This is a genomic window from Labilibaculum sp., from assembly GCF_041595635.1.
Taxonomy (GTDB): Bacteria; Bacteroidota; Bacteroidia; order Bacteroidales; family Marinifilaceae; genus Labilibaculum.
Genome location: NZ_JBFHJW010000018.1, coordinates 25121 through 50308 on the forward strand (window position 1 = coordinate 25121; position 25188 = coordinate 50308).

At 36.7% G+C, this 25188-nt stretch carries 22 protein-coding genes; 2 read left to right on the top strand and 20 right to left on the bottom strand.

The features are described from left to right. Positions 1-38: 38 nt before the first annotated feature. From ABYT26_RS07365 to ABYT26_RS07405, 9 genes are all read right to left on the bottom strand, one after another. Positions 39-935, bottom strand: coding sequence for an aldose 1-epimerase family protein (locus tag ABYT26_RS07365; RefSeq protein WP_372752415.1), 897 nt, complete (start codon positions 933-935; stop codon positions 39-41). Positions 936-982: 47 nt separating this feature from the next. After that, the gene (locus ABYT26_RS07370) at positions 983-1732 is read right to left on the bottom strand and encodes a tetratricopeptide repeat protein (RefSeq protein WP_372752417.1); all 750 of its coding nucleotides are present in this window, start codon (positions 1730-1732) and stop codon (positions 983-985) included. A 26-nt stretch (positions 1733-1758) separates the two neighbouring features. Continuing rightward, a complete protein-coding gene (locus ABYT26_RS07375; RefSeq protein WP_372752419.1) occupies positions 1759-3570 on the bottom strand; it encodes a BatD family protein in 1812 nt (603 codons plus the stop codon). 111 nt (positions 3571-3681) lie between these two features. Next, entirely contained in the window at positions 3682-4467 is a 786-nt protein-coding gene (locus ABYT26_RS07380; RefSeq protein WP_372752421.1) for a tetratricopeptide repeat protein, read from the bottom strand. Between the two features lie 18 nt (positions 4468-4485). Beyond that, positions 4486-5523, bottom strand: coding sequence for a VWA domain-containing protein (locus tag ABYT26_RS07385; RefSeq protein ID WP_372752423.1), 1038 nt, complete (start codon positions 5521-5523; stop codon positions 4486-4488). A gap of 34 nt (positions 5524-5557) precedes the next feature. Further along, entirely contained in the window at positions 5558-6550 is a 993-nt protein-coding gene (locus tag ABYT26_RS07390; RefSeq protein WP_372752425.1) for a VWA domain-containing protein, read from the bottom strand. An 18-nt stretch (positions 6551-6568) separates the two neighbouring features. Next, on the bottom strand, positions 6569-7597 hold the full coding sequence (locus tag ABYT26_RS07395) for a hypothetical protein (RefSeq protein ID WP_372752427.1): 1029 nt from the start codon (positions 7595-7597) through the stop codon (positions 6569-6571). Between the two features lie 19 nt (positions 7598-7616). Next, complete coding sequence (locus tag ABYT26_RS07400) at positions 7617-8486, bottom strand: DUF58 domain-containing protein (protein WP_372752429.1); 870 nt, start codon at positions 8484-8486, stop codon at positions 7617-7619. Between the two features lie 52 nt (positions 8487-8538). Then, positions 8539-9468 carry an AAA family ATPase gene (locus ABYT26_RS07405; protein ID WP_372752479.1) on the bottom strand — a complete coding sequence of 310 codons (930 nt, stop codon included), beginning with the start codon at positions 9466-9468 and terminating at the stop codon, positions 8539-8541. Positions 9469-9802: 334 nt separating this feature from the next. Here ABYT26_RS07405 and truA point away from each other — a divergent pair, with 334 nt between their 5' ends. Continuing rightward, entirely contained in the window at positions 9803-10567 is a 765-nt protein-coding gene (gene truA, locus ABYT26_RS07410) for a tRNA pseudouridine(38-40) synthase TruA (protein ID WP_372752431.1), read from the top strand. Then, positions 10560-11045 carry a ribonuclease HI gene (locus tag ABYT26_RS07415; RefSeq protein WP_372752433.1) on the top strand — a complete coding sequence of 162 codons (486 nt, stop codon included), beginning with the start codon at positions 10560-10562 and terminating at the stop codon, positions 11043-11045. Before truA ends, ABYT26_RS07415 begins: the two co-directional genes overlap by 8 nt. Before the next feature lie 79 nt (positions 11046-11124). Here the strand turns inward: ABYT26_RS07415 and ABYT26_RS07420 are convergent, their stop codons facing one another. From ABYT26_RS07420 to ABYT26_RS07470, 11 genes are all read right to left on the bottom strand, one after another. After that, positions 11125-11463, bottom strand: coding sequence for a winged helix-turn-helix domain-containing protein (locus ABYT26_RS07420; RefSeq protein WP_372752435.1), 339 nt, complete (start codon positions 11461-11463; stop codon positions 11125-11127). 68 nt (positions 11464-11531) lie between these two features. Continuing rightward, positions 11532-12308, bottom strand: coding sequence for an ABC transporter ATP-binding protein (locus ABYT26_RS07425; protein ID WP_372752437.1), 777 nt, complete (start codon positions 12306-12308; stop codon positions 11532-11534). A 1-nt stretch (position 12309) separates the two neighbouring features. After that, positions 12310-13323 carry a FecCD family ABC transporter permease gene (locus ABYT26_RS07430; protein WP_372752439.1) on the bottom strand — a complete coding sequence of 338 codons (1014 nt, stop codon included), beginning with the start codon at positions 13321-13323 and terminating at the stop codon, positions 12310-12312. A 1-nt stretch (position 13324) separates the two neighbouring features. Next, entirely contained in the window at positions 13325-14317 is a 993-nt protein-coding gene (locus ABYT26_RS07435; protein ID WP_372752441.1) for an ABC transporter substrate-binding protein, read from the bottom strand. A gap of 162 nt (positions 14318-14479) precedes the next feature. Next, a complete protein-coding gene (locus ABYT26_RS07440; RefSeq protein ID WP_372752443.1) occupies positions 14480-16738 on the bottom strand; it encodes a TonB-dependent receptor domain-containing protein in 2259 nt (752 codons plus the stop codon). Between the two features lie 68 nt (positions 16739-16806). Continuing rightward, positions 16807-17499 carry a hypothetical protein gene (locus ABYT26_RS07445; RefSeq protein ID WP_372752445.1) on the bottom strand — a complete coding sequence of 231 codons (693 nt, stop codon included), beginning with the start codon at positions 17497-17499 and terminating at the stop codon, positions 16807-16809. A gap of 491 nt (positions 17500-17990) precedes the next feature. Then, positions 17991-19235 carry a DUF3999 family protein gene (locus ABYT26_RS07450; RefSeq protein WP_372752447.1) on the bottom strand — a complete coding sequence of 415 codons (1245 nt, stop codon included), beginning with the start codon at positions 19233-19235 and terminating at the stop codon, positions 17991-17993. 36 nt (positions 19236-19271) lie between these two features. Continuing rightward, positions 19272-21635 carry a DUF2339 domain-containing protein gene (locus tag ABYT26_RS07455; RefSeq protein ID WP_372752449.1) on the bottom strand — a complete coding sequence of 788 codons (2364 nt, stop codon included), beginning with the start codon at positions 21633-21635 and terminating at the stop codon, positions 19272-19274. Positions 21636-21982: 347 nt separating this feature from the next. Next, a complete protein-coding gene (locus ABYT26_RS07460; RefSeq protein WP_372752451.1) occupies positions 21983-22726 on the bottom strand; it encodes a shikimate dehydrogenase in 744 nt (247 codons plus the stop codon). A 1-nt stretch (position 22727) separates the two neighbouring features. Further along, on the bottom strand, positions 22728-23666 hold the full coding sequence (locus ABYT26_RS07465; RefSeq protein ID WP_372752453.1) for a DUF368 domain-containing protein: 939 nt from the start codon (positions 23664-23666) through the stop codon (positions 22728-22730). 41 nt (positions 23667-23707) lie between these two features. Beyond that, positions 23708-25111, bottom strand: a complete 1404-nt coding sequence (locus ABYT26_RS07470; protein ID WP_372752455.1) for a tetratricopeptide repeat protein — start codon at positions 25109-25111, stop codon at positions 23708-23710. Positions 25112-25188 lie beyond the last annotated feature (77 nt).

Below are 25188 nucleotides of genomic sequence, written 5' to 3' on the forward strand. Positions count from 1 at the left end.
AACAAATGAGGCTGTCTTGTTAGGGACAGCCTCTTCTTTTATTCTGTAATTGCAATGGAGTAGCTTGCTGTAAATGTTTTGTTGGGATCGAGCGATTGAATGATTTCTTTCTGTGAGAATTCTCGGTTTGAGTTTTCGCTATCGGCAATGCCAATCCAGGGTTCGATGCAAACGTAGGGTGCATTTGGTTTGGCCCAAATTCCTAGATAAGGGAAATCAGTAAATTTCATTTTTAATGAAAATGACCCATTTTTGTTTTTTAGTTGAACCGAAGAAGACTTTAGATGCTTGAAAATCAATGCATCATTGGAAAAAAGATCGGAACATAGATTGATTTTATTGGTATCGTTTAAAATTAGTTTTCCTTCTTCTCCAATTAAGCCACCCTCAACAATGTTCCAGGTGTGTGCATTTTCTTTTTGTTCAAATTCCAGATAATAATCGGAATATTTTTCGTTTTTGTACAAAGGACAAGCAAAAGCAGGATGCCCACCCAAACAAAAAAGCATAGGATCCGAATCTTTATTTATCACATCGTATTTTACTTGTAGCTGGTTTCCTTCGAGAAGGTAATGAATGTAGAATTCAAATTCGAAAGGGTACATGCTACGAGTTTGCTCATCTGATTTTAGGACAAAACAGAGAGATGTTTTGGTTTTAGAGTGCAGCTGAACGTTTTTGTTGTTACGGATAAAACCATGTTTGCTCATTGGATATTCTTTGCCATTGTGAACAAAACCATCTTTTTTTAGGCTGCCAATAACAGGGAATAGATTAGGAGCGTGGCTTCCCCAAATTTCAGGATCGGCTTGCCACATAAATTCCTGATTGCTGGCAATGGATTTGATGCTGCACAATTCAGCGCCTTTTTCGAGCACCTTAATGCTTAGAAATTGATTCTGTATGCTGTATTTCATATCTTTTAGCTTTTTCATAGATTCAAAAAAAGGATTCCAATATTGAAATCCTTTTTAGAAGTATTTTAGATCATTTCAATGTCTTCTTTCTTAAGCCAACCTTCGTTTCCATCGCTTAAAAGAATGTTTCTCCAATCCTGAAGTTCCCCAATCACCTTTACTTTGGTTCCCTCGTGAAGTAGAAATAAATCGGTACCACTTTTATCAGGGGAACCTTTTATGGTGACACTCGGACTCATAATAATGGCGTGTTGCCGAATGCTAATTTCATCGGTTTTTTTAGAGGCAAATGAGTAGCTGAGCAAGGAGAATGAAAAGGCAATTAGAGCCAAAAAGAAACCCGTTTTTTTTATCCTACTTTTATTGCTATACAAGTAAAAACTCGCTAAAATAAGTGTTGCTAAGAAAAACAGAATGGATAGGTAAGACCACCATTCGGCTGAAAAGCTGTTTCGAATGCCAGAAAACCATCGCTTAATAAAAAGTTCAGGCAACACTTCGAATTTATCCAAAACGTGTTTACGAGCCAAATCTAAATTGTATTGGATGTCCTTATCATCAGGAGAGAGGAGCAAAGCTCGTTCATAATTAAGGATAGCCGGCGATATTTGTCCGGTTTTATAGTAGGCATTCGCCAGATTAAAATAAATTTCCGGAGCTTCGATATGGGTATCCAGGACAAAGGTATAAGCTTGAATAGCTTTCTCGTATTCTCCTTTTTTATACATTTCATTGGCCTCAGAAATAGGATTTGTTTGTGCCCAAATCTGAGTACTTAGAAACATGGCGAGTATAAAATACAATGTCTTTTTCATATTTAATTCAATAGTATACAAGCAATTTATTTGATGTTTTTCTCTAGTTTAGTGATTGTATCCATGCTTTTCTGATACAATTCATCCATTTCTGATGATCCAGCAGATGGGGAATATCTTGCAAATTCACAAGAATCCAAAATGCTTAAAAATTCATCTTTAAGATCGGGTTCAACCCCTTTGCCTAGTAAAATTTCACTAATGTTTTCTTTGTTGAGATTCTCCAAAGGTAAATTTAATTTATCGGAGGTGTAGCCCCAAATAGCTTTTAGAATTTCATCGTAAAATTGCTCTTTTTGTTTTGCTTTTAAACTGGTTGCAGCTGCTTTTAATCTCCTCATAGCCACCTTGTTTGCTCTTTTGTTCTTAAGTTTTGCAGTGTCTGCATTTTCTTTAATTCGTTTTCTGTTGAACACGAAAGCAAAAATAAAAACCAGCAAGGGAAGTAGGTAAGCCAAATAAAAATTAGTTGTTCCAAAGAATACATCGCCTTTTAAGCGGGGTGTGAAGTCATTGGTTTTGATAAAGCGAATGTCCTTTCCTAAAAATTTAACTTGTTCTTTGGTAAAGGAACTGATAATGGTTCCTGCAGCATCGCCTTCCCCTTTGGTTACTTTAATGTTAAATTTTGGTGTTGAGCGTGTTCTGTAAATACCTGCTTTGGGATCGAAAAAAGAGAAGTCTACAGGAGGAATCTCATAATCTCCACCATGACGAGGGATTATTAGGTATTCAAATGTTGTTGAACCAGTCATTCCACTTTCTGAACTTTTAAGATCTTGCAGGGTTTTGGGGTCATAGACTTCAAAATCAGCAGGGAAATTAAATTCCAACGGATTTATCAGTTTTAGGTTCCCGTTGCCAGCTATTTTTACCCGCATGGTAATAGCATCGTTTGCTTTTACCGAGTCTTTATCAATAGTTGTTGTGAGTTGAAAATGACCAACAGCTCCATCAAAACTGGCTGGTTTGTTTCTTGGGAAATCTTTTACATTTATGTTTATGGCTTTGCTTTTTCGAGGCACTCTAATATCCTGATAATTATCAAAGAAATCATCAAAAAAGCCGTTTCTTCTGGCGGCTTGCTGTTGACGTATGATTACTTCTAATTCAAACGGATCGATGGTTATTTTCCCCGTGTGTTGTGGAAATAAAATCAATTTTCGAATGACTCCAGTATTGTAAATAGTACCATTTATATTTTCTCTTTGTAAAGAAATTTGTCCAGGAGTAGGGACTTCCTGACTTAAGAAACCATCGAAAGAAGGAAATTTTGAATCGCCAAATCCTGCAATATTAAGTCGAGTATACACTTTAATGGTTGCCACAACATGTTCTCCCATGTACACGCTTTTTCGATCCAAATCTACTTTAACAAATAGGTTGTCTTCGGTGATTTTTTCACTAGAAGTTGAATTTTGCGTTTGACTCGTTCCGCTATTTTTTTTCGAATTATCTGCTTTAACAACTTCTATTTGTAACGAATTGGATGTTTTCGTATCACCATCTACCTCGATACGGGCAGGTTTCACATTAAAAGTTCCTTCTTTTTCGGCCAAAAGTACATAGGTGTATGAGTAGGATGAGTTCGAGCTTACTTTTCCGTTGATGATTTGTGTACTCATGCTGCTGGAAGTTGAAGGTCCCATGAGAATTCTAAAACCATCCAACGACGGGATTTCGATGTTCTTACCTTTGCTGTTAAGAGAGTAGGTCAATCGAAATTGTTCGCCTATTTCTACCACATTAGGAGCCGAGGCTGTAAATTTAATTTCATCAGCAAATACCGATGAGGAAATTAAAATGATTGTAAGTATAGAGAAAAGTATTTTTTTCATCTGTTTAATATTGTTTTTTCATCTGTTACGTAAGGGAATAAATTGTTAGTTTATCGTAACGCACAAATTTACTGATTAATCGTATAGAAATAATCAAATAGTAGGATTGAATTACCAATCCTTTGTGATTTTGGTTTTTTTCGCTTTTTGTGCTGCTGCTTTGGCTTTTTGAACCTTTTCTTGAACTTGTTTTTCATCGTTTTCAAGAGCTTCTAGTAAGCGATTGGCATCCTGTTGCGAAATTTTGCTTTCTTGTTCTTCAGGATCTCCTTTCTTTTTGTCTTGATCTCCAGGTTTATTTTCCTGATTTTCTTGATCTTTCTTGTCCTGATCTTTTTTATCCTGATCCTTCTTGTCTTGATCTTGTTTATTCTGATCCTTCTTGTCTTGGTCTTTTTTATTCTGATCTTTTTGATCTTTATTCTGATCCTGTTTCTGATCCTGTTTCTTTTTTTCTTCCTCTTGTTTCTGCTTCATTCTGCGAGCATACTCCAAATTGTATTTGGTTTCTTGCGAGTTTGGATTATGACGAAGAGATTCTTTATAGGCTTCTATACTTTCATCAATTTTCCGATTCATCAGAAGTGTGTTTCCGATGTTGTGATAAATATCGCCTAGCTTTTTAGGATCCTGTTCGCTTACTGTTAATGCTTGATATTGCTTTAAGGCTTCGTCGTATTTTTTTTGCTTGTACAAGGCATCGCCCAAGTTAAAGCCAGCTTCGTAGGAGTTGATTTTTTTATCCAAAGCTTTTCTATATTCCACTTCAGAATTTTCGTATTCATTTCCTTCAAAAAGATCATTTCCGTTACGGATAAATTTTCTTTCCTTTTGTGCTGTGGCGTCATAAGTAATAAGGCCCAGTAAAGCTATGAATAATGGTATATATTTGTTCATAATAATCAGAATTCGGTTCTATTTTGATGGTTTAAACAAATTGATGTCCTTCAAATGTCGATTTTTACGTTCTAAAACTAAAAATTCAAGAAAAAGAAGGAGCAAACCGATGGCGATAAATAATTGAAATTTTTCGTCGTAGGCTGCATATACTTTTTGTTCCAGTTCGGTTTTATTCATTTTATTAATTTCAGAAAAAAGAGCATTTAATCCAGTTGTTGTATTGTTTGCAATAACAGGTTTTCCTCCTCCAGCAGTTGCAATTTGTTCGACCATTTGCTGGTCTAATTTTGAAATTACAATGTTGCCGTTTTCATCTCTTCTAAAATCGCTAGAGCCGCTACTTTTAGGAATAGGCGCACCTTCAGGCAATCCCATGGCAATGGTGTGAACAATAATTCCTTGCTCTAAAGCCGATTGGGCTGCTGAAATGGCATCATCTTCGTGGTTCTCTCCATCAGTAATTACAATAATTGCTTTGCTGGCTTCGCTATCGGGAGTGAAACTTTTGGCGGCCAGATTAATGGCTGCACCAATGGCAGTCCCTTGTATCGGAACAATATCAGTACTTATGGAAGAAAGGAATAACTTTGCCGATGAGTAATCGGTAGTAATTGGTAGTTGAGTGTAAGCCTCTCCAGCAAATACAATCAAACCAATTTTGTCATTGTTCAACTTGTCAACCATTTTTGAAATGGCTCGTTTTGCTCGTTCAAGGCGGTTGGGCTGAATGTCCTGAGCCATCATGGAATTGGAAACATCCAAAGCTATTACAATTTCTACTCCTTTTCTTTTGATGGTTTGTAGTTTGGATCCAAATTGAGGGCCGGCAAGACCAATAATGATAAAGCTAAGGGCCAGTACAAGAATTCCAAATTTATAAAAGGGTCGGGTAAATGATGCGTAAGGCATCAATTGTGAGATGATGTTCATCTCACCAAACTCGGCTAGAGCTTTCTTTTTTCTTGAATAGCTAATCCAATATAAAATTCCAAGAATTGGAAGTATCAGAAATAAGTATAGAAGATCGGGTTGATCAAAACGAAATTGATTCATTGTTCAATGATTTTCTGCGTTCAATTAATATCAATTACGGAATGTTTCTTAAAATGGAATTCCGTAAAGCAATTTCAAGTAGTAAAAATAGAGAGGCTAGTAAGGCAAAGATGAGATACTCTTCGCTTTTTGTACTGTACTGTTTGACCTCAATTTTACTTTTTTCTAATTTGTCTATCTCTTCGTAAATTGCTTTTAGTTTATTGTTATCGGTAGCTCTAAAATATTGTCCACCGGTCATATCTGCAATTTGTTGTAATACCTCTTCATCAATTTTAACCGGCATGTTTCTCATGCTGATTCCAAAAGCTGTTTGAACAGGGTAGGGAGCAGTTCCCATACTTCCAATTCCAACTGTGTACACTCTAATGCCAAAGGTTTTTGCTAGTTCGGCTGCAGTAAGCGGAGCAATTTCGCCCTGGTTGTTCACTCCATCGGTTAAAAGAATGGCTACTTTCGATTTCGATTTGCTATCTTTTAATCGATTCACCGCATTGGCTAGTCCAAGGCCGATGGCTGTACCATCTTCAATCATACCACTCTCAATATCCTTAAACAGATTGATTAAAACGGCGTGGTCGGTGGTTAGCGGACATTGCGTGAAACTTTCTCCGCTAAAAATTACCAAGCCAATTTTATCGTCCTCGCGACCAGTAATAAAATTGATGGCCACCTCTTTTGCAGCTTCTAGTCGATCGGGTTCAAAGTCACGGGCAAGCATACTACTCGAAATATCCAGCGACATTACAATGTCGATTCCTTCGGTAGTTACATTTTCCCAGTTGTTACTCGATTGTGGACGAGCAAGTGCAATTATTAAAAATGCAATGGCTAAAACACGAAAGGCAAATAATGCATGTCGTAAGTAGTATTTGTAGGTTTTAGCACTCGCTTGAAAGCCTTTTAAAGTTGATACCTGAATGCTTGCATGTGCATTTTTATCTTTTAATACGTACCATGCAATTAATGGCAGTAAAAATAAAAGCAGGTAGAAATATTCAGGATTTGCAAATTGTATAGAACTCATACTTTGTATTTTCAAAGTTTACTTTTCTTCCTTTATTGTCTCTTTTGATGTCGTTTCCTCTTTTTCTTCAGGAGGCGAGACATTTACGACTGTTGTTTCTATAATCTTGTAGGCATATTTCAAACTCCGTTCGTTTTCATCCTGAAGAGGAGTTAATTTTGCGAATTTTGCTAAATCTGCAAGCTCTAGAATTTCCTTTAAATTTTCTTTCCATTCGGAATCTGTATCAACAGATTTAGTGGCTTCTAAAATTTCGTCGGTTGTTGATTCTTGTGTCGACAGATGGAAACGTTCATCCAAATAGAATCGAATAGTATCGGTTAATTCGGAATGAAACTCTTTCACTTTTCCTGTTTCCCAAAGCTTTTGCTTTTTTATTTCATCGAGTTTGCGCAAAGCAATCACGTGAGCAGGTTCGGCAGGTTTTGCTTTTACAAACAATGGCTGGTTTTTTTTCCGTTTTCGCAAATAGATGATTACTAGAACAATTATTGCTACTGCAAGTAAACCTCCGAATAACCAGGGAGCAATTTCGGAAAAAGAAATGGGAGTTTCGATTGGCATTACAATGTCGAAATTGGCTTTTGTAGTATCAATATCGAATGTTTTAACGCCTAAAAAAAGAGTATCAGTTCGAATGATTTTCATTAAATCATCCTTGTGAATTTTAAATTCGAAAGGATTCATTTTGTGAACACCATCCTCGAAAGAGGTAATCAGAAAGTTTTTATTCACTTTAAGCTTTCCATTTTCCATGGGAACTGTATCCTGCGGAAATTGTTTAATGATTTCAACAGTGGAACCAATACTATCTGAAAAAACCGGAAATTCTATTCTCAGGTCTTTGGGCTGTTCAACGCTTAGCAAAAGATTAATCTGATCGCCAATGGCAATCATGTTGGTATCAAGTTGTACTCCGTATTTAATCCCTTTTTCATCTTCCTGCGCAAAGGTCGAGAAGGAGGATAAAGTAGTTCCCAATAGAATCACAAAAGCGAAAAGTGCTTTTGCGATTCTACTGTTGAGGATGTCAATTTTATTTGTCATAGTTTTCTACCTCTTGTATTTAGTGTCCTCTTCGTTTAAATAAGCCAATTAAAGACCTTACGTAATCTTGGTCGGTGCTGATATTTGCAACATCTACACCTGATTTTTTAAAGGTTTCGGTCACCAGTATCTCGTTATTGCTCCACCATTTGGCATAGTTTTCTCGTACTTTTTTGTTCGAAGTATCGATCCAACTGTACTCACCCGATTCTGCATCTTTAACTTTAATCAAACCGATGGACGGAATTTCCATTTCACGTTTGTCGTAAATTTTCAGAGCCACAATATCATGTTTTTTATTGGCAATGGTTAAGGCATTCTCAAAATCATTATCAATAAAATCGGATATCACAAAAGTGGTACAACGTTTTTTAATCACCTGAGTGAGGTAACGGAGTGCACTAGAGATATCTGTATTACGATGTTCTGGTTTAAAATCGATTAACTCACGAATGATTCGCAGAATATGAGATTTTCCTTTTTTCGGAGGAATAAATTTTTCAATGGTATCGGAAAAAAAGATCATCCCAATTTTATCGTTGTTTTGAATGGCTGAAAATGCCAATACTGCAGCAATCTCGGTAATCTGATTTTTCTTCAATTTCGAAATGGTTCCGAATTCACGGGAACCACTCACATCAATCATCAGCATAACGGTTAACTCACGTTCCTCTTCGAAAAGTTTAACGTAAGGTTGGTTGTAACGAGCCGTTACATTCCAATCGATATTTCTGATGTCATCGCCATATTGGTATTCCCGAACCTCACTGAAAGTCATTCCTCGTCCTTTAAAGGCGGAATGATACTCCCCGGCAAAAATATTTCGGGAAAGACCTCTGGTTTTGATCTCAATTTGCCTAACCCGTTTTAATAATTCGTTTGTATCCATAGTTTAATTACGAATGAATAATTATTAATTAACAATTACTAATTTATAATTACTAAGGAACTTCAACGGTATTCAAGATTTCACTTATGATATTTTCGCTGGTAATGTTGTTTGCTTCAGCTTCGTAAGTTAATCCGATTCGGTGACGCAAAACATCGTGACAAACGGCACGAATATCTTCGGGAATAACATATCCTCTTCGTTTGATAAAGGCATAAGCTTTAGCTGCAGAAGCCAAAGAAATACTTGCACGAGGCGAACCTCCAAAGGCAATCATGTCTTTAAATTGCTCCAAACCGTAATCGGAAGGGAAACGAGTTGCAAAGATGATGTCGACAATATATTTTTCAATTTTTTCATCCATATACACATCTTTCACCACATCGCGTGCTTTGTTGATGTCTTCTGGTTTTAGGATTTGGCTTGCTTTTGGGAATGCTTTCAAAAGATTCTGACGCATAATTACTTGCTCTTCCTCTTTTTTAGGATAGTTGATGACTACTTTAAGCATAAAACGGTCGACCTGAGCTTCTGGCAAAGGATAAGTTCCTTCTTGTTCGATTGGATTTTGAGTTGCCATTACCAGGAATGGTTCTTCCAATTTATAGGTGTTATCTCCAATGGTAATTTGGCGTTCCTGCATGGCTTCAAGTAGGGCAGCCTGAACTTTTGCAGGAGCACGGTTAATTTCATCTGCAAGAATAAAGTTGGCGAAGATAGGTCCTTTTTTCACCACAAATTCTTCTTTTTTCTGGCTGTAAATCATCGTACCCAACAAATCGGCAGGTAACAAATCGGGTGTAAACTGAATACGACTAAAATCAGCTTCGATTGTGGTTGCCAGAGTGTTAATTGCAAGCGTCTTAGCTAGTCCGGGAACTCCTTCTAATAATATGTGCCCATTGGAAAGTAAACCAATCAATAAGCTTTCTACAAGGTGCTTTTGACCAACAATAACTTTGTTCATTTCCATAGAAATCATATCCACAAAGGAACTTTCTCTTTGGATACGTTCATTTAGTTCTTTGATATCAACTGTTTGGATCATTAGAAATATATTTAATTACTTGAAATATTTACATAAAAAAGTTCTGATTTTTCAGAAACATCTACAAAGATAAATTTTTGATGCTTGTTTGAAAATGCATTGTCGTTAAAAAGTGTTAATGATTGTTGGGAGTTTCTGATTGTAAGTAAAAAGTATGAAATAAAAAGAGACAAGAGATATGTTGGCAATTCTTTATTTACAGAGTTTTTTCATTTTCGGACTTGCTAAAAATGCGTACTTTTGGCGTGAATTTGAAAATGATTAGGATTTGAAGAAGCGATATTTTATCCATTTAAGTTACAAAGGAACGAACTACCATGGTTGGCAGATACAACCCAATGCCAATAGTATTCAAGAAGAATTGAATAAGGCATTGTCAACTGTTTTAAACCAAAAAATTAATGTAGTTGGTTGCGGACGAACCGATACAGGAGTGCATGCCAGCGATTTTATGGCGCATTTTGAGTTGGAGGAAAGCTTTTGCTTTGATGGAGAAAAGTTATGTTTTAAATTGAATCGTTTTTTGTCTAAGGACATTGCGATTCATGAAATTTTCAGAGTGGATAATGATATGCATGCTCGTTTCGATGCCATTTCCAGAACCTATCAGTATCGAATTACTAAGGAGAAGAATCCTTTTCGAAGCGAAACGCACTGGAAAATTCAACATAGTTTGGACATTGCTAAAATGAATGAGGCGGCTAAAATCTTATTTGACTACATTGATTTTACCAGTTTTAGCAAATTGCACACCGATGTGAAAACCAATAATTGCAAGATTGCAAAAGCAGAATGGTCTGAGAATGCCGATGAATTGGTTTTCACCATTAAAGCCGATCGATTTTTGCGAAATATGGTGCGTGCCATAGTGGGTACTTTGGTGGAAGTTGGACGAGGAAAAATGGATTTGACTGCTTTTCGACAAGTTATTGAGTGCAAAAATCGTTCTAAGGCAGGAACTTCTGTTCCAGGACATGCTTTGTTTCTCACCGAAATTGAGTATCCAAAAGACATAAAAAGAGAAGATGTCTGATAAAATTTACTTGTTTACAGATGGAAGTGTACACCCTCAATCGGGGATGGGTTTTGGTGCTTTTCTCCTTATAGAAGATCATGCTACTTCTGCTGAGGAAGCTAAAAATCTGGTGCAAGTGAAGAAATTCGAAAATACTTCGTCGACTAAATTGGAATTGCAGATTTTATTGCACGCGCTGGTAAAATTCGAAAAGAGGAAGGAGCATGTGATCGTTTGTACCGACTCTCAGAATATTGTAGGTTTATTAGGCAGGAGAGATTGTTTGGAGAAAAATGACTATCGTTCCAAAAGTGGTAAACTAATAAGTAATTGTGAACTCTATCAGGAATTTTATAAAATAACAGATTTATTGAACTGTCAGATTGTAAAGGTGAAAGGTCATCAGAAATCATCTCATAAGAATAAAATGGACTCTTTTTTTACTCTGGTTGATCGAGCAGCTAGAAATGCTTTGAGAGAGGTTAATTTCTCTTAAAATAGACATTCGATTTTCACACATGTAAGAATTGTTGAGTAGACTTTATAGTCTATTCTTGGTTAAGAAGTATATTTGCTTAGGCCTTTAGTTGTAAAGAATGCACCCCAACAAATTTAATCAGGTCTTTTTCTACTTTGTTGCAATAATTGAGTAGTTTTTTCCCTTCTGGGGTTAGTTTGGCTATTCCGCCACCATTGCCACCACGTCTTGTAATTACTAAGGGGGTATTCAATTGGCAATTGGTTTTTTGAATTATATTCCAGGCATAGGAATAGGACATGGCTATGCTTGTAACGGCGGAATTTAATGAGCCAGTTTTATCGATTTCGCGCAGTAGTTCAATTACCTTTGGGTGAACAAGAAGGCCATCCTGGGTTTCAATTATAAATGTTCCTCTGATTACTAATTTGCTCATGCCTGCTGTTTTATAGGAAGTTCACGTCTGCTTACCAAATTTTCTGTTCCAGTTATCATCTGTTTGTTTTAAAGGGTTACTAATAGTTTGCGTGACTCACCATTCGAAGTAAACGCTTCTACTAATTCAATGGGAGTATTGTACAGGTCACTTAGGCTATTGGATTCGAGCACAAGCTTTGGGTTTCCCATTCTGCGAACCCCTCCGTTTTTTAGCATAATAACTTTGTTGGCAAATTGCAGAGCTTGATCTGGAAGGTGAGTATTCATTAGAACACCATAGCCTTTTTCGGTCAAAAGGTGAGCAAGTTTCATTACTTTGCTCCTATTGCCCATATCCAAATTGGCAGTTGGCTCGTCCATGGCTATAAATTTTGGACTTTGAGCCATGGCACGGGCAATAAGCACCATTTGTTTTTCACCGCCACTTATTTTCGAGAAGTTTTTACGCGTCAATTTTTCGATTCCCAAGGATTGGATGCAGTGCATTGCTCTTTCGATATTTTGTTTTTGCGGTTTGCCAAAAAATCCAGATGTGTGAACATACTGACCCATTAAAACCACATCGAGTACCGAAAAAGGAAAAGGCGTTCCGTGTGCTTGTGGTACATAGCTGATTAGTTTGGCGATATCTTTTGTGGAATATTGTTGGTGGATTTGCTTATTGTACAATATTTCGCCTTTTAAGGCAGGTAAAAGACCTAATATGGTTTTAAAAAAGGTGGTTTTTCCTGTTCCATTTTTTCCTAAGATACAGGTTAATTCTCCTTCTTTAATGCATAGGTTGATATCAGAGAGAATGACTTTACTTCCGTATCCACAACTTAAATTAGTAAGTTTTATCATATCAGTCTTTTTTTGAAGATTTCATTAAAATAAAAATAAAAAAAGGTGCTCCTATGAGCGAAGTTGTTATCCCTAATGGAATTTCCAGACTTGAAATACCACGACTAAAATCATCGACAATAAGTAGGAAAGATCCTCCAATAAAAAAGGATGCTGGAAGAAGTACTGCATTTTTTGATCCGACTAGCATTCGCGAAATATGAGGGATGACTAATCCTACCCAACCTACAATTCCACTTATGCTAACAGCCGCAGCTGTCATTAGGGTAGCAATACTAATAACGAAAAATCGTAGTTTCTCTACATTGATTCCCATTGTTTTTGCTTCTTCATCACCAAAGGAGAGCATATCAAGTTTCCAGCCAGATATGCTCAAAAGGAGCAAGCCAATAATGGCTGTGAACGCTATAAAGCGCAGGTCGCGCATTTCGATATCCGATAAGCCTCCCATGAGCCAGTACACGATGGATGGAAGGGTGGCATCAGGATCGGCTACATATTTTAGCATGGAGATGAGTGCTGAAAATACAGTAGCTACAATCATGCCCGAAAGAATAAGAGTAAGGCATTTTTCGTGTTTTTTACCCGTACTCATACTAATTGCGTACACAGCAATAACGGCCAGCACTCCAAATGCAAAAGCTGAAAGCTGCAGCATAAAAGCATTAAAAGAAAGAAGAATTGCCAACACAGCTCCAAAACCAGCTCCAGCAGATACGCCCAAAATGGAGGGAGATACCATGGGATTTCGAAACATACCCTGATAGGTAGCTCCGGTAATGGAGAGAGTACCACCCACTAGAAAAGCCGCTGCAATTCGGGGCAGTCGAATGTCAACTAAAACTGTTTTTATGGGTGTTGTCATTTCTTTTTGGGGTATAAAGTACGATTCAATACACAGGAATAAGTCATTTATGGATATGCTATATCTCCCTATCAATAAGGAGGATAGGCTTAAAATCATGCTAAATAAACTCAGGATGATGAAGATGGATAGATAGGATCTTTTGTGCATTTTATTGAATTAGTGACAGGTATTCGTTTTCGCTAAGTTCATACCCATAAAATAGTTGATAAAAGAGCTGTACTTGTTCCTGAACTTTTTTTGCAGGCATTTTATAGAAAAGATTACTTAACCAAATAATAGCTGGAATTCGGTTTATTGATGGTGGATGATCGAACCAGCCAAAGGGTTGAGTTGGTACTTTATAAACATGTGCATTTTTTACGGCCGAGATACTTTCCCAATTTTTACTCGTTGTAATTTGTGCGAATGCATTGTTGTCGTTTTTAAATCCAGCCGCAAATATATAATCAGGATTCCACTCAAGAACTTGTTCCAGATTTACATTGGCATGTCCACCCGTTGGAATTGCAACTTTGGCGGCATTGTTAAGTTGTAAATAGTCGAGTACTTCGCTGTGTTTCGAACCCGATGGGTCGGTTAGTAAGCCCGAATTGCCCAGGGTATAGTAAACACTTGTATTTGAAAGTGGATTTTCTTTTATAAGAGTTTGGGTGTTGCGATAGGTGTTTTGAAGAAATGCGGAACATTGCTTGCATTTTCCCTTTGTGTCCAATAGTTTTCCTAAAAATAAGTAGCTGGAATCTAATTTGTTAATATTTAGGTCGATGATCAGAATTGGAATGTGTGTTCTGTGTTGCATTTTCTCAAATCTATCGTAACTATCTGAACCAATATAGGCTCCTGCGATAATAATTTGCGGATTGCTAATTAAAACAGATTCAATATTTTTAAGATCGACCTGAGGAAGTTGATTGTATGCATCGGCTATGAAGTGGTGGTGTTTACTGCCAGGAAGAAAGGCTCGAGCAATCATTTTTTCGGAAGCTACTGGGAATAGTAAGATGGAGGTTTTTGCATCGTAGGGCAATATGCGTTCAATAGTTTCCGGAATGCTAACTTTTCGTCCTGCCATATCGGTAATGGTTTTGGCTTGGCATAGTGTCGATGTAAAAATTAGAAGGAATAGAAAAAGATGTTTCATAATTCAAGGGATTTATGGTATTGAAAAGCAATTTTATTGACTGTTCTTTTTTAGTGGGGTAAAGACATATTTTAGGGGATTTTATTTCTTCATTCTATGTTTTTTATTTCCATAAAACGAGAGATTTGAGCTGCTATGGTATATTTATGTAATTGCATGGAGCTAAAAGTTAAATGTGAGAAAAAGTCTGAAATCGCGTCCTTCGCTAGGTAAGTACGATTGGTAACAGTAGTATTTCTTATTTAAGAGGTTGTTTATAGCAATATTGAAAGAAGGTTTGGTTTTTGCATTTGGCAGGGATAAACCAATATTACAACCCATTACAAAATAGGCAGGAGTCGCGAAGGTTGATTCTCCCAATCTTTTCTGCTCTGAATAGAAAATGGAACGTAGGGCACACTCGAGTTGAAACTTTTTGCGTAATGGGCAAGAGTAGCTAATATCCGATTTCACATTAAAAGGTGGCACATAATCCAGAGGTGTTCCCTTGTCGAAAGCAAATTGTGAGTCTGTAATGTCGGTTCCGTTCAGGTAAGCAAATCCAGTTCTAATGCTAAGTTTATCATCAATACGGAACAGTTTAGAGAGCTTTATTTTTACAGATGTTTCGCCACCAAATAAGCGGGTTTTGCCAATATTTACATAGGTGTAATTTGTTCCGGGTAAACCGTAAATTTCTTCTTTGCTAATCATGTCACTCATGAGCCATAAAAACGGACTTACTTCAAATTCAAATTGTTCAGATCGGAATAGATAGCTGGCATCAAAACTATAGCAATATTCAGGCTTTAGATCTGGATTACCATATAATACTCCATTTGAGGTATAGTTGTCGGTGTACAATTCGGTGGTTTCTGGCATTCGAAATGAGCGAGCGACGTTTAGTTTTAGTTTCAATTTTTTTCCTAGAGTAATTATTGTAGCAATGTTTCCACTTACTGCATGTTTTGCTTCCTCTTGTTCATTTTTCTGATCTTCGCTGTACACATCGCCTTCGAAAACGGTGGCATAATTATAGCGTAAACCAGCCGTTAGTTTTACTTTTTTGTTGATTTGTATGTCATTCTGTGCAAAAATTCCAACCGTATGAGATCGGGCATTTTGGCTTACTCTATTTTCATAGGAGAGAGATTCAATATAATCGATTACATCGGTAGGTGTTGATACGTGAAAACTGTAAAATTCACTTCCTATAGTTAGTTGGTATTTCTCGCTTAGTTTCATGTTTCCTTTTAAAAGACTTCCATAGTAGTAATCGGAAAAGTGAGTTGTTTCGACATAGGATAGCATATAGCTAGCTGCTGTATAGTAGTTTTTAACCAGTTCGCGACTTTCGTTGGAATAAAAAGCGTTAAACTCTGTATTTTTAAACCAGCCCACATTTCCCAAGGCATATTGCAGAGAGTAGTTATTTGATTTTTCACTTCTGGTTTGCACTCTCATATAATCGGAACCATTAAAACCCACAGGTTTTCCCCAGAGACCTCCATTGTGAATATCGAGGTTAAAAACAAGACGCCTACTATTGGTGAATTGGTAGCCTGTAGTCATAAAAAAATCTTTATCGGTATAGAAACTATTTTCGGCGATGCTACCATCCGGATAGGCGAAGTTTTCGGCATCCCGATAACGGAAGCCTGTTTTTACGGCGGCTTTTCCATTGCTCCAGCCACCACAGGCCAGTAAATTTTTTTCTTGATTCACACTGCCATAACCTGTGCTAAGTTTTGCATTTAATCCGTTTTGTTTGAAGGGCGATTTGTCAATTAAATTGATAATTCCCGCCATGGCTCCAGCTCCATAAATTACCGATGAAGCTCCTTTTTCCACCTCGATGCGTTCCAAGTCGTAAATGTTAATGGTGTGCGACATTACCCCGGCAGGATAGGAACTAAAACGACGGTTTCCGTTGCGCAAGACTAAAATTCGTTTGCCCGACATTCCTCGTAAGGTCATAGGAGATTGATAGCCCGATTTGTTTGTGAAACCCGATTTTGTTTGTAACACCTGATTTACATTTTGGGGATTTAATTGCGACATCTCCTTTTTATCGGTTGTAAAGGCTGAAACATTGCTTTTACTTTCTATGCTTTGATGAGCGACAACAGCTACTTCATCAATGGCGAAAAAATTTTTTTCGAGTTGAATACTTATATTTTTTTGATTTCCCCTAATGGTCAGAATATTTGCCCCATAGCCTACCGATTGAACTTTTATAGTACTCACTTCTTCATCAACGGGAATGTACAAGCTAAAGTGCCCTAGGGAATCGCTACTGCTTGCAGCTCCCGAAGGAGTGGAAAGTGTTGCAAAACAGATGCCATTGCCATTTTCGTCCACAATCTTTCCTTGCAGTTTTTTTTGTGCAAAAACAGGTAGGCTCACAAAAGCACATAATAGACAAACTAGGAAGTGATTCATTTTTTCTGGTTAATCGGTAAAAGGGAGTAGGTAAAGAAGGTTCTGACTAAATGGTGTCCGTTTTTTTGTTATTCGCTAATAACCTGCCATCGAACCAAACTCTGCTTTTGGTTGGGTGCATCGGGTTTGTATTCCTTCATCATAAATTTAGCATATCCTCCTTCTTTGGTTTTTACCAAATAAACAGCCTGTACTTCTTCTTCGGTCATTCCATCGGGAACGACAAGTATATCGCTTCTAAAACTCTGACCAATGATGCAGCTATCCAAAGCAGTATAGAGTGATTCTTGGTCGTAAAAGCCTGTTGTTTCATCTTTGTACAGGCTGTAATCTATTGCAGGATCATTCTCTAATAAGCTTATCATATCCTCAGTTACAAGGGTCAGGGAATCGAAATAACTAACCCCTTCGCCCATTTTACAAGCTTTCGTCTCTTCGGAAAGAAGCATGGCTGGGCAACCTTCATTTTGCAAATCACCATTGTCGTCGTAGTAGTAGGCTTTTACGATGTAGAACTTGATGTCGTAAGAAAAATCGGAACTGTCGGTCATATATTCATAATCTAAATCTGTTTTAGATAAGGAACATTCGCTATGAATAAAGTCCATTCCCGCTCCCCAAACATTCACTTTTGGGTCACGCTCCAGGTAATATTCTTTAACAGGATAATCTCCTTGACTGATTATTGTAGCTGTTTCTTCATCTTCGCAGGCAACAAGAATGGACGCAAATACAGCAATGCATAGAATAATTTTTTTCATTGTAGATTTATTTAGTAGGTATAAAGTAGATTCCCTGTATATCATTTGAATATAACGGCGATATGCTTATTGCAGATAACGTGCCACTCAAAATAGATCCCTTGTTTTGCTTGTGCAAAATATTGATATATAATAACTAAAGCTTTATTTAAGAAGGTTGACGGATTCATAAAACTTACATTTATGTAAATTCTAAAGGTGTTTTTTCACATAAATGTTCTTTAGTGGCTTTGGTTGATTCTTATTTGAGAATCGGTTGGTAACTTTTGTTGGGAGACTTTTTTGCAGGGAATTAAAAGAGGAGTAAACGTTTAGTTATGTCCTATAATTTCGCGAATTAGAAGGGAATTTTTATTGGGTAGTTTTTCTTTGGGCAGAGAAAAACTCCATTAAATTAACTGTTTAGGAGGGAAGCGGAAACTGCTTGTTTTTTTCCATTGTTTGCCAAATGTTGGTATTTCTTTTAGAGCAAGGGTATACTATGAAAAAGATTACTTTTTTGTTTCTTTTTCCGACTTTTTCATCAGCTGCAGGGTAAAAACAATTAGAATAACGATAATGACTCCGAGGAGGACCCATAGGAATTTACTATCGATAAATAGCGGTTCCGTAACGTTTAGGTCATCAGATTTTATTTGTTGTTCAGAACCTAATTCAAGTTTGGAGATTGAGTTAGGTATTTTGTTCGTAAAATGAGCTAAGTCGTACTGTGGATTGGAGAGTTTTTGGTTTCCATAGCATAAAAAATAGTGGGCGGTATTTGTAAAGCGAGCTATTAGTTCGTAGTGATATCCTTTAGCTGTAATACTTTGTATTTGTAGAGGTTGGTTGTCCTGATTGTCAATGCGAAGAATTAGATGTTGGGTCCAGATAGCGTCAAATTGGAATGTGTTTTTTTCGAAGGAATTTAAAATGCCCGTAGCAATGCTTTGGTAGTTTTGTGTCCAGCCTTTTTCAGTTTGAATGCTATCAAGCGCATATAAAATGCGGCAGTTGCGGTAGTAATCGAAATTTGATTTGATATTAATTTGCAAATCGCTTAGCAAAACAGGGAATTCTAAATCTATATCAATTACGCTCTCCTGTTTCTTTTTGTTGTTAGATTGATGAATTTTTTTGATGGGATAACTTTGGTATTTTCCAATTTCCAGATCGCTTAGTGAAATTTTTGCACTTGCAAGTACGGGTTTTTCTTCACTAGTAATAGTGATTCTATAGTACAAATAGTCAGCTTTGGGGAAGTTTAACTCTGTATACTGGTAGCTGTTCTGATCGTTCTGAATGGCTAAAATTCGGTAATTATTTACGAGTGTGTACCAATTTTGTTGATCATGACTGCCCTGAATCTTAATTCTCCAATCAAAATTCTTTTGCTCAAAATTCAATTGAATGTGGTTTACCGAGCTTTTTGTGGGAACCTTTAGTGTAAAAAAATACTCATTTTCATGATAGGATTGATTGAGTAACTGACAATCTAGTTCTTTAATAATTGGTTTGTTTTTTGTTGTTTGAATAAGGTAGGGTGCCTCAATGGTATCTTGATTCGCCGTAATTCCAATGATTCTCAAATCTGTTAAATCCAGCGATAGTTTAGCGAATATTTCATTAGGAAGTTCAATCTTATGCCATTGATTTGTTACACCAATAATCTCTCTTTGGTAATCGAAGTCTTTAATTTGTCCAAATGAATTGGCACAAATGAAAAAAAATAGGATAGCACAGATTCTTGTTTTCATGAATTTGAGTTTTGCAAGCTAAGTTTCTTAATGCATTTAATTTATCTCACCATTAGCTTCTTCTAAAATATTGCTTTTGTATTTGTTGTACAAAAACGAAATAATTAAGAGTAAGATTCCAAGAGAAACAAATACAATGGTTTTTGAGATGGTGCTAAGTTGCGATATGTCGTAAAAAAATAGTTTGACTAATGTGAGTGCAAATAAGCTAATGGCTCCAATTCGCAGATGCTTTTTATGTTTCCAAATGCCATAAATAATCAGCAGTAAGGAGTAAGAGCCCCATAGGATACTTAAGCCTAGTTTGTACAATTGAGAAGCTCCAGTAATGCTCATCCAATTAATGAGTTCGCTGCTGAGTACCCATACCAATGAGATGAAAAGTAGGGCATCAAAGGCAATGAAATAGAGTTTGGTGTTGAGTTGCTTTTTTACCTGAAAGTAAATAGCGCTAAGTGAAATGCCTGCAAAAATTATCGAAACATACCTGATGATTAGGTTGAATTGATTTCGATGGTAATATTCTGAAAGTTCTTGACTTAGGTAGCTTTCACGTAGTTCGCTAAACGAGTATAAACCCTGACTAAGAAATATAAAAATAGTAGTGGCAGCAAGTCCAAAGCTCAGGTAGGTTATCTTTTTATTCTTTATTTTTTTGATGTTAAGAATGGCCAGTAAAGCGAAAAATAGAAGGGAGTAATTGATGATCCAGATGCCTTTGAAAAAAAATAAATCGGTATTCTTAAAGTATTTCGTGTAGTTTTCACCATCGGGCTGAATATTGATAACCGAATCGGTAAGAAGCTGATGCCAATAATTGGAAATCTCTAAACGGATCGAAAAGTAGGCTGTAAAAATTAGGATGCCTGGGATAAGATAGGATAATATTTTAGTGGTTTTGATCCATGATGCCAGTAAACTGGGATTTTGAGGATTGCTATTAAGTCTATTAATCAGAAAAAAGGCGACTGAGCAAAGTACAGAACTCATAAAATTAACATTTAGAAAAAGAGTCATCCTTGTTGAAGGATCAGTGGCATCGTACGAATTGTAAACTAAAGCCCAATCGTGCAGAATACTAAAAAATGCGAGTATCATCAGAGGAAAGGACAGAGCCTCGTAAATAACTACTTTTTTGTTTCGTCCAATCCAAAATAGTAGAACGGCTTCGCACGCCCATAGTAGGGTTACCCAATTGCCATCGAGTTGCACCGGAAATGTAATGCTTGTGAAGATCAACACCAGACCTGAGATCAAATAGAATATATTTTTGTCGGCTAATTTTTGTTTGTAGATAATGAGGCTCACAATGCTGTGAACAATTGCGTTGCCAAGAGTAAATAGTCCCAGGTAACTGGTTCCCTGCTCCAGACGCAACAGAAGTGCATAACCAATTCCGTAGAAGATAAAGGAATTGGATAGCAGAAGAAGTGAGTTGCTCCTGTTAAAGCTTTCTTTTCGAATCAATTTATACGCGAGGAAGAGCAAATAAAAGAGTGCGAAAAAGACAATAAGAAATACACTGGCGAGCATAACATGTTCATTGACCTCGAATTTGGTGACAAACCACGAGAAAAAAATCAGCCAGGTAAAAAAGAAGGAGGTGTAGTGCAATTCTTTCCAATACTTTTTAAAGGCAATGAAAAGAATTCCCAAATTAATAATGGTCATATAGGTAAAAAGAACTCCTACTTTTCCCGAATCATCACTAAGCAAAAATGGGACAGCATAGGCTCCAACCAAAGCGATGTGTGCGATTACTTGCCGGTTGTAGTTGAAGGCGGCAAATACAGTGAAAACGGTAAAAATGAGCATAAGAACAAAGGCTAGTGTCTGCGGAAAAAGATCGTAGAAACTGTAGCCCAAGTAGGTAAGGAAATACATAATTGTTATGGCCCCGCTTACCAAAACGGCACTGTAGCTTTCGTATTTGGGTTTCAAACGAATACCCACAAACAGCAGAATAAGTCCAGTTAGATAACCCAATATGATTCGGGTTAAGGGGGTGATTAATTCGTTGTCAATTGAATATTTAGTGCCTATTCCAACTCCAATGATGGTGATGGCAATCCCAATTTTATTGATGAGATTTTCGCCAATAAATCGTTCCCAATCTGATTTTGTGGATTTTTGAACCTTTTTAGGTTTATCTGCGATTAATTGTTGAGTATCAAAATGAGAGCTATCAACAGGAATGGATTTACTTTTCGATTTGGATTGGAGCAATTGTGTCTGACCTGCGGCGATTTTATTCTCGTCAGTTCCCTGGTTTTCATTCTGCTGTAATTCCTTGATTTTATTTCGTAAATCGTGAATTTCCATGCTCAGCTTCTCCTGTTTGCTTGAAAGGTCATTCTGCCTTTTGATGAGTTGCTGTATTGCGTCCTGTTTATTTGTCATCTGGCAATTTTAGTAGGTGTGCAGATTAAATATTGATTCTGATTTCTTGATTCGTTTGGTTAAGTCAATGTGCAGTTCCCTTGTTTCTGTAGTTTATGTATTATAGAATTGAATTTATAAAAAGTAAGTTTAGAATCAAAATGGAAGGATAGCTTGCAGCAGCTTTGCTTGAATGCTATTGACAATAGAGAATGAAATTGGAGAGGGCGTTTGCAAAGACGGAGAGAAGTTTTTTTTGAAATGAACACAAGAAAGAAAAAAACCATAATGACAGGTTTTTCTCTTCTTCTTTTAAATTCTATCCATAAAATGGGAGAATTGATGTGTTCTTTATTATGTATAAAGATCTACCTTTGATTCCAAATGGCCCAATTTCTTTCTGCCTGAAGATGAAGCATTTTTAGTCCGTTGTGAATTTTGGCTCCTTGGTCTTTCCCTTTTTTCATAAAAAGAGTTTCAGCAGGATTGTACACAACGTCGTATAAAAAATGATTTGCACTAAGTAGGTGATAAGGAATATCAGGACAAGTATCGTTTTTTGGAAAAGTGCCCAAAGGTGTGCAGTTAACCAGTAAATGGTATTTGTTCATTATTTCGGGAGTCAGCATCTTGTAGCTGATGCATTTTTCTGAAGCTTTTCGGGAAACAAATTGGTATTCGATGCCCATTTCTTCAAAACCAGTGGCTACAGCTTTGGAAACACCACCAGTCCCTAAAATTAAAGCTTTGGGTTTTGTTCCGGCCAAAAAAACTTTTAGCGATTCGGTAAAGCCATAAATATCAGTATTGTATCCAACCATTTTTATTTCATTGTTTTCGCGGATGATTTGAACCGAATTAACAGCACCAATTCGCTTGGCTAGCGGATCAATTTCATCAAGAAATTGCATGACTTCCTGTTTGTATGGAATAGTAATGCAAAATCCTTTTAGATTACTGTACTTTTTTAGAGTGTTGGGAAGTTCTTGAATACTTGACAACTCAAAATTAAGAAAGTTGGCATCGAGATTTTCTTCTGCAAATTTGTCGGTAAAATATTGTTTCGAAAAAGAGTGTCGTAAAGGAAAACCCAGAATTGCAAATGTGTCCATATTAGTTCGATTTTGATTCTGGTGAGAATTTTTCCATTATCCAGATGAGCAGAAATCCGGCAATAGCCAAAACAATAGCAAAAATCAATTCAGAATCCTGCCCGAGTATTTGTTCAAAAGTATTGGGAAGAATATTTGCCTGAAGAAGAGGTTTTTCGATTCCATGTCGGTCTATAAATGTAGAAACAGTTTCTTTCCAGGGCCAAACTTTGTTTAGGGATCCGATCATGAATCCAGCAAGCAAAGCGATGGTCATGTTATGGTATTTTTTCAGTAACCAGCTTAGTAAATTCGAGAAGCTCAAAAGACCAATAACGGCGCCAGCCCCTACAATAGCAATAACATCCAGCTTAAAGGAGCTAATAGCATTTAAGATAAATTCGTATTTGCCCAAAAGAAGCAGGATAAATGCTCCTGAAATACCAGGAAGAATCATGGCGCAAATGGCCAAAGCTCCCGATAAAAATAGAAACCAATAAGAGCTTGGTGTTTCGGCTGGAGTTACAACCGTTACAAAATAGGCAATGGCAATACCGAGAAAAAGAGCGATGATGGTTCGCAGTTTCCATTCTGTTATTTTTTTTGCGATTACAATAGCAGATGCTACGATTAAGCCAAAAAAGAAAGACCATATAAGAATTGGTTGTTCAGCTAAAAAGTATTTAATAAGCTTTGCAAGCGATAAAAAACTGACAAATATTCCAAATGTTAGCGCAGAAAGAAAGTTGCCGTTTATGGCTTTCCAAAAATCTTTAATTTTCAATTGCAGTATTAATTTAATGGCACTACCATTAATTGATTTTATGCTGTTAATCAATTCTTCGTAGATTCCAGTAATAAAGGCAATTGTTCCTCCTGAAACTCCAGGAACAACATCGGCAGCTCCCATTCCCATTCCTTTTAAGGAAATTAGAAGGTAGTCTTTTAAATTTCGGGGCATAGTTTGTTTTGTTGAGATTGCATTGCGTAAGGGAAATGCAATTATAAGTTTGTTTGAATAAGGTCGGTAAAGCGTTTGTTTTCTTTTAATTCGGGAAATTGAAGAAAGATATCATTGATGTTTTCTGAATCGATATCTATGGCTTGGCGAATATACATTGCCGAAGAGTTAATGTCTCCGGTAATCGCATAGTAGGCAGCCAAATTGCTTAGCAGTTGCGGACAGTCTGGAGTTTGGTGTAAACTCTCGAGCAATACATCAATAGCTGTTTCTTCGTTTTCGTTTTGATGATAGTATTCGGCTAGTGTAATAGGATAAGTTGTGTCGAAGGGATCCAATTCAATAGCTTCCCGAAAGGCATGAACTGCTTTTTGAGGTGAATTGGCTCTGGCATATGCTGATCCTAAGGCGAACCAATAATCTGAATTTGTGTCATCAAGGCTTTTGGCTTTTTCCAGATAAACCAGTGATTCATCTATTTTATCCTGATACATGAGAATTAATCCCATTCCAAACCATGGATCTGATAGGTTCTCATCTGTTTTGATGGCTGTTTCGTAGTTGATTAAAGCTTGTTCGTATTCGTCAAGTTTTTCAAAACACTCTCCAATATAAGAATAGGTTGAGGCATGATTGTCATCAAATTCCAAGTATTCGGTATAGCTTTTTATGGCTTCTTCAAAAAGTCCCTGATTGGCTAAAGCATTGGCTTTGTTAAAGTAAGCCTTGCTGTGTTGGTCGTTAATAGCAAGAGTATAATCGTAGGCTTCAACGGCTTTTGAAAAATTTCCCAAGCGGTTATAAACAATTCCTATATTGTACCAGGCATTGTCAGAGAATGGATTGAGATCCAAAAATGCGTCATAGGCAGCTATGCTTTGATAGTCTTCGCCGATTTTTTCATAGCAATAACCCAATTCAAAAAGAACTTCAGAATCTTCTTCATCCATTTCCAGAGCTTCTTCGAGATAGTCAATGGCAAAATCGAACTGACTAAGTTGTTCAAAAGCAATGGCGATTCTAAAAAGTAAATCTTCACGGTTTTCAGAGCTTATTTCTAAAGCTTCATCGAACTGTTCTTTGGCAAGATCGTACTTTTGCAAATGATTATAGATATTTCCTTTAAGCAATAGAATCTCTTTGTTCGAACTTTCAATGGCTTGTATTTTTTCTAGAATCGAAAGCGCTTCAAGGTGTTGATCTCTGTTGATTAATACCTGAGCTTTTTTAATTTGAAGAGAAATAGCTCCAGGATGTTGCCGGTTGGCAATATTCGACACCTTTACTGCCTGGGAAAGATCGCCTTTCTCAATGTAGTAATCAATGATGCTTTCAAATTCGTGAACATCAAAATAGTAAAGCGTTTTCGCCTTAATCATTTCTTCGAATCGACTTACAAAAGTAAACGCATCATCATCAAGATAGTTTTCTGTATTCTCTATCATCTACCAAATTAAAATGATTATTTTACAAAAATAGGATTAATTTTAAAATATTCAAGTTAGAAGATCGTAACAAAAAG

Excerpts from the sequence above, each read along its gene's own strand:
- ABYT26_RS07400 (WP_372752429.1), bottom strand. The coding sequence starts at position 8,486 with ATGGATACAAACGAATTATTAAAACGGGTTAGGCAAATTGAGATCAAA.
- ABYT26_RS07440 (WP_372752443.1), bottom strand. The coding sequence starts at position 16,738 with ATGAATCACTTCCTAGTTTGTCTATTATGTGCTTTTGTGAGCCTACCT.
- ABYT26_RS07445 (WP_372752445.1), bottom strand. The coding sequence starts at position 17,499 with ATGAAAAAAATTATTCTATGCATTGCTGTATTTGCGTCCATTCTTGTT.
- ABYT26_RS07390 (WP_372752425.1), bottom strand. The coding sequence starts at position 6,550 with ATGAGTTCTATACAATTTGCAAATCCTGAATATTTCTACCTGCTTTTA.
- ABYT26_RS07455 (WP_372752449.1), bottom strand. The coding sequence starts at position 21,635 with ATGACAAATAAACAGGACGCAATACAGCAACTCATCAAAAGGCAGAAT.
- ABYT26_RS07370 (WP_372752417.1), bottom strand. The coding sequence starts at position 1,732 with ATGAAAAAGACATTGTATTTTATACTCGCCATGTTTCTAAGTACTCAG.
- ABYT26_RS07425 (WP_372752437.1), bottom strand. The coding sequence starts at position 12,308 with ATGATAAAACTTACTAATTTAAGTTGTGGATACGGAAGTAAAGTCATT.
- ABYT26_RS07470 (WP_372752455.1), bottom strand. The coding sequence starts at position 25,111 with ATGATAGAGAATACAGAAAACTATCTTGATGATGATGCGTTTACTTTT.
- ABYT26_RS07450 (WP_372752447.1), bottom strand. The coding sequence starts at position 19,235 with ATGAAAACAAGAATCTGTGCTATCCTATTTTTTTTCATTTGTGCCAAT.
- ABYT26_RS07430 (WP_372752439.1), bottom strand. The coding sequence starts at position 13,323 with ATGCACAAAAGATCCTATCTATCCATCTTCATCATCCTGAGTTTATTT.
- ABYT26_RS07405 (WP_372752479.1), bottom strand. The coding sequence starts at position 9,468 with ATGATTTCTATGGAAATGAACAAAGTTATTGTTGGTCAAAAGCACCTT.
- ABYT26_RS07415 (WP_372752433.1), top strand. The coding sequence starts at position 10,560 with ATGTCTGATAAAATTTACTTGTTTACAGATGGAAGTGTACACCCTCAA.
- ABYT26_RS07395 (WP_372752427.1), bottom strand. The coding sequence starts at position 7,597 with ATGACAAATAAAATTGACATCCTCAACAGTAGAATCGCAAAAGCACTT.
- ABYT26_RS07385 (WP_372752423.1), bottom strand. The coding sequence starts at position 5,523 with ATGAATCAATTTCGTTTTGATCAACCCGATCTTCTATACTTATTTCTG.
- ABYT26_RS07465 (WP_372752453.1), bottom strand. The coding sequence starts at position 23,666 with ATGCCCCGAAATTTAAAAGACTACCTTCTAATTTCCTTAAAAGGAATG.
- ABYT26_RS07375 (WP_372752419.1), bottom strand. The coding sequence starts at position 3,570 with ATGAAAAAAATACTTTTCTCTATACTTACAATCATTTTAATTTCCTCA.
- ABYT26_RS07365 (WP_372752415.1), bottom strand. The coding sequence starts at position 935 with ATGAAAAAGCTAAAAGATATGAAATACAGCATACAGAATCAATTTCTA.
- ABYT26_RS07380 (WP_372752421.1), bottom strand. The coding sequence starts at position 4,467 with ATGAACAAATATATACCATTATTCATAGCTTTACTGGGCCTTATTACT.
- ABYT26_RS07420 (WP_372752435.1), bottom strand. The coding sequence starts at position 11,463 with ATGAGCAAATTAGTAATCAGAGGAACATTTATAATTGAAACCCAGGAT.
- ABYT26_RS07460 (WP_372752451.1), bottom strand. The coding sequence starts at position 22,726 with ATGGACACATTTGCAATTCTGGGTTTTCCTTTACGACACTCTTTTTCG.
- ABYT26_RS07435 (WP_372752441.1), bottom strand. The coding sequence starts at position 14,317 with ATGAAACATCTTTTTCTATTCCTTCTAATTTTTACATCGACACTATGC.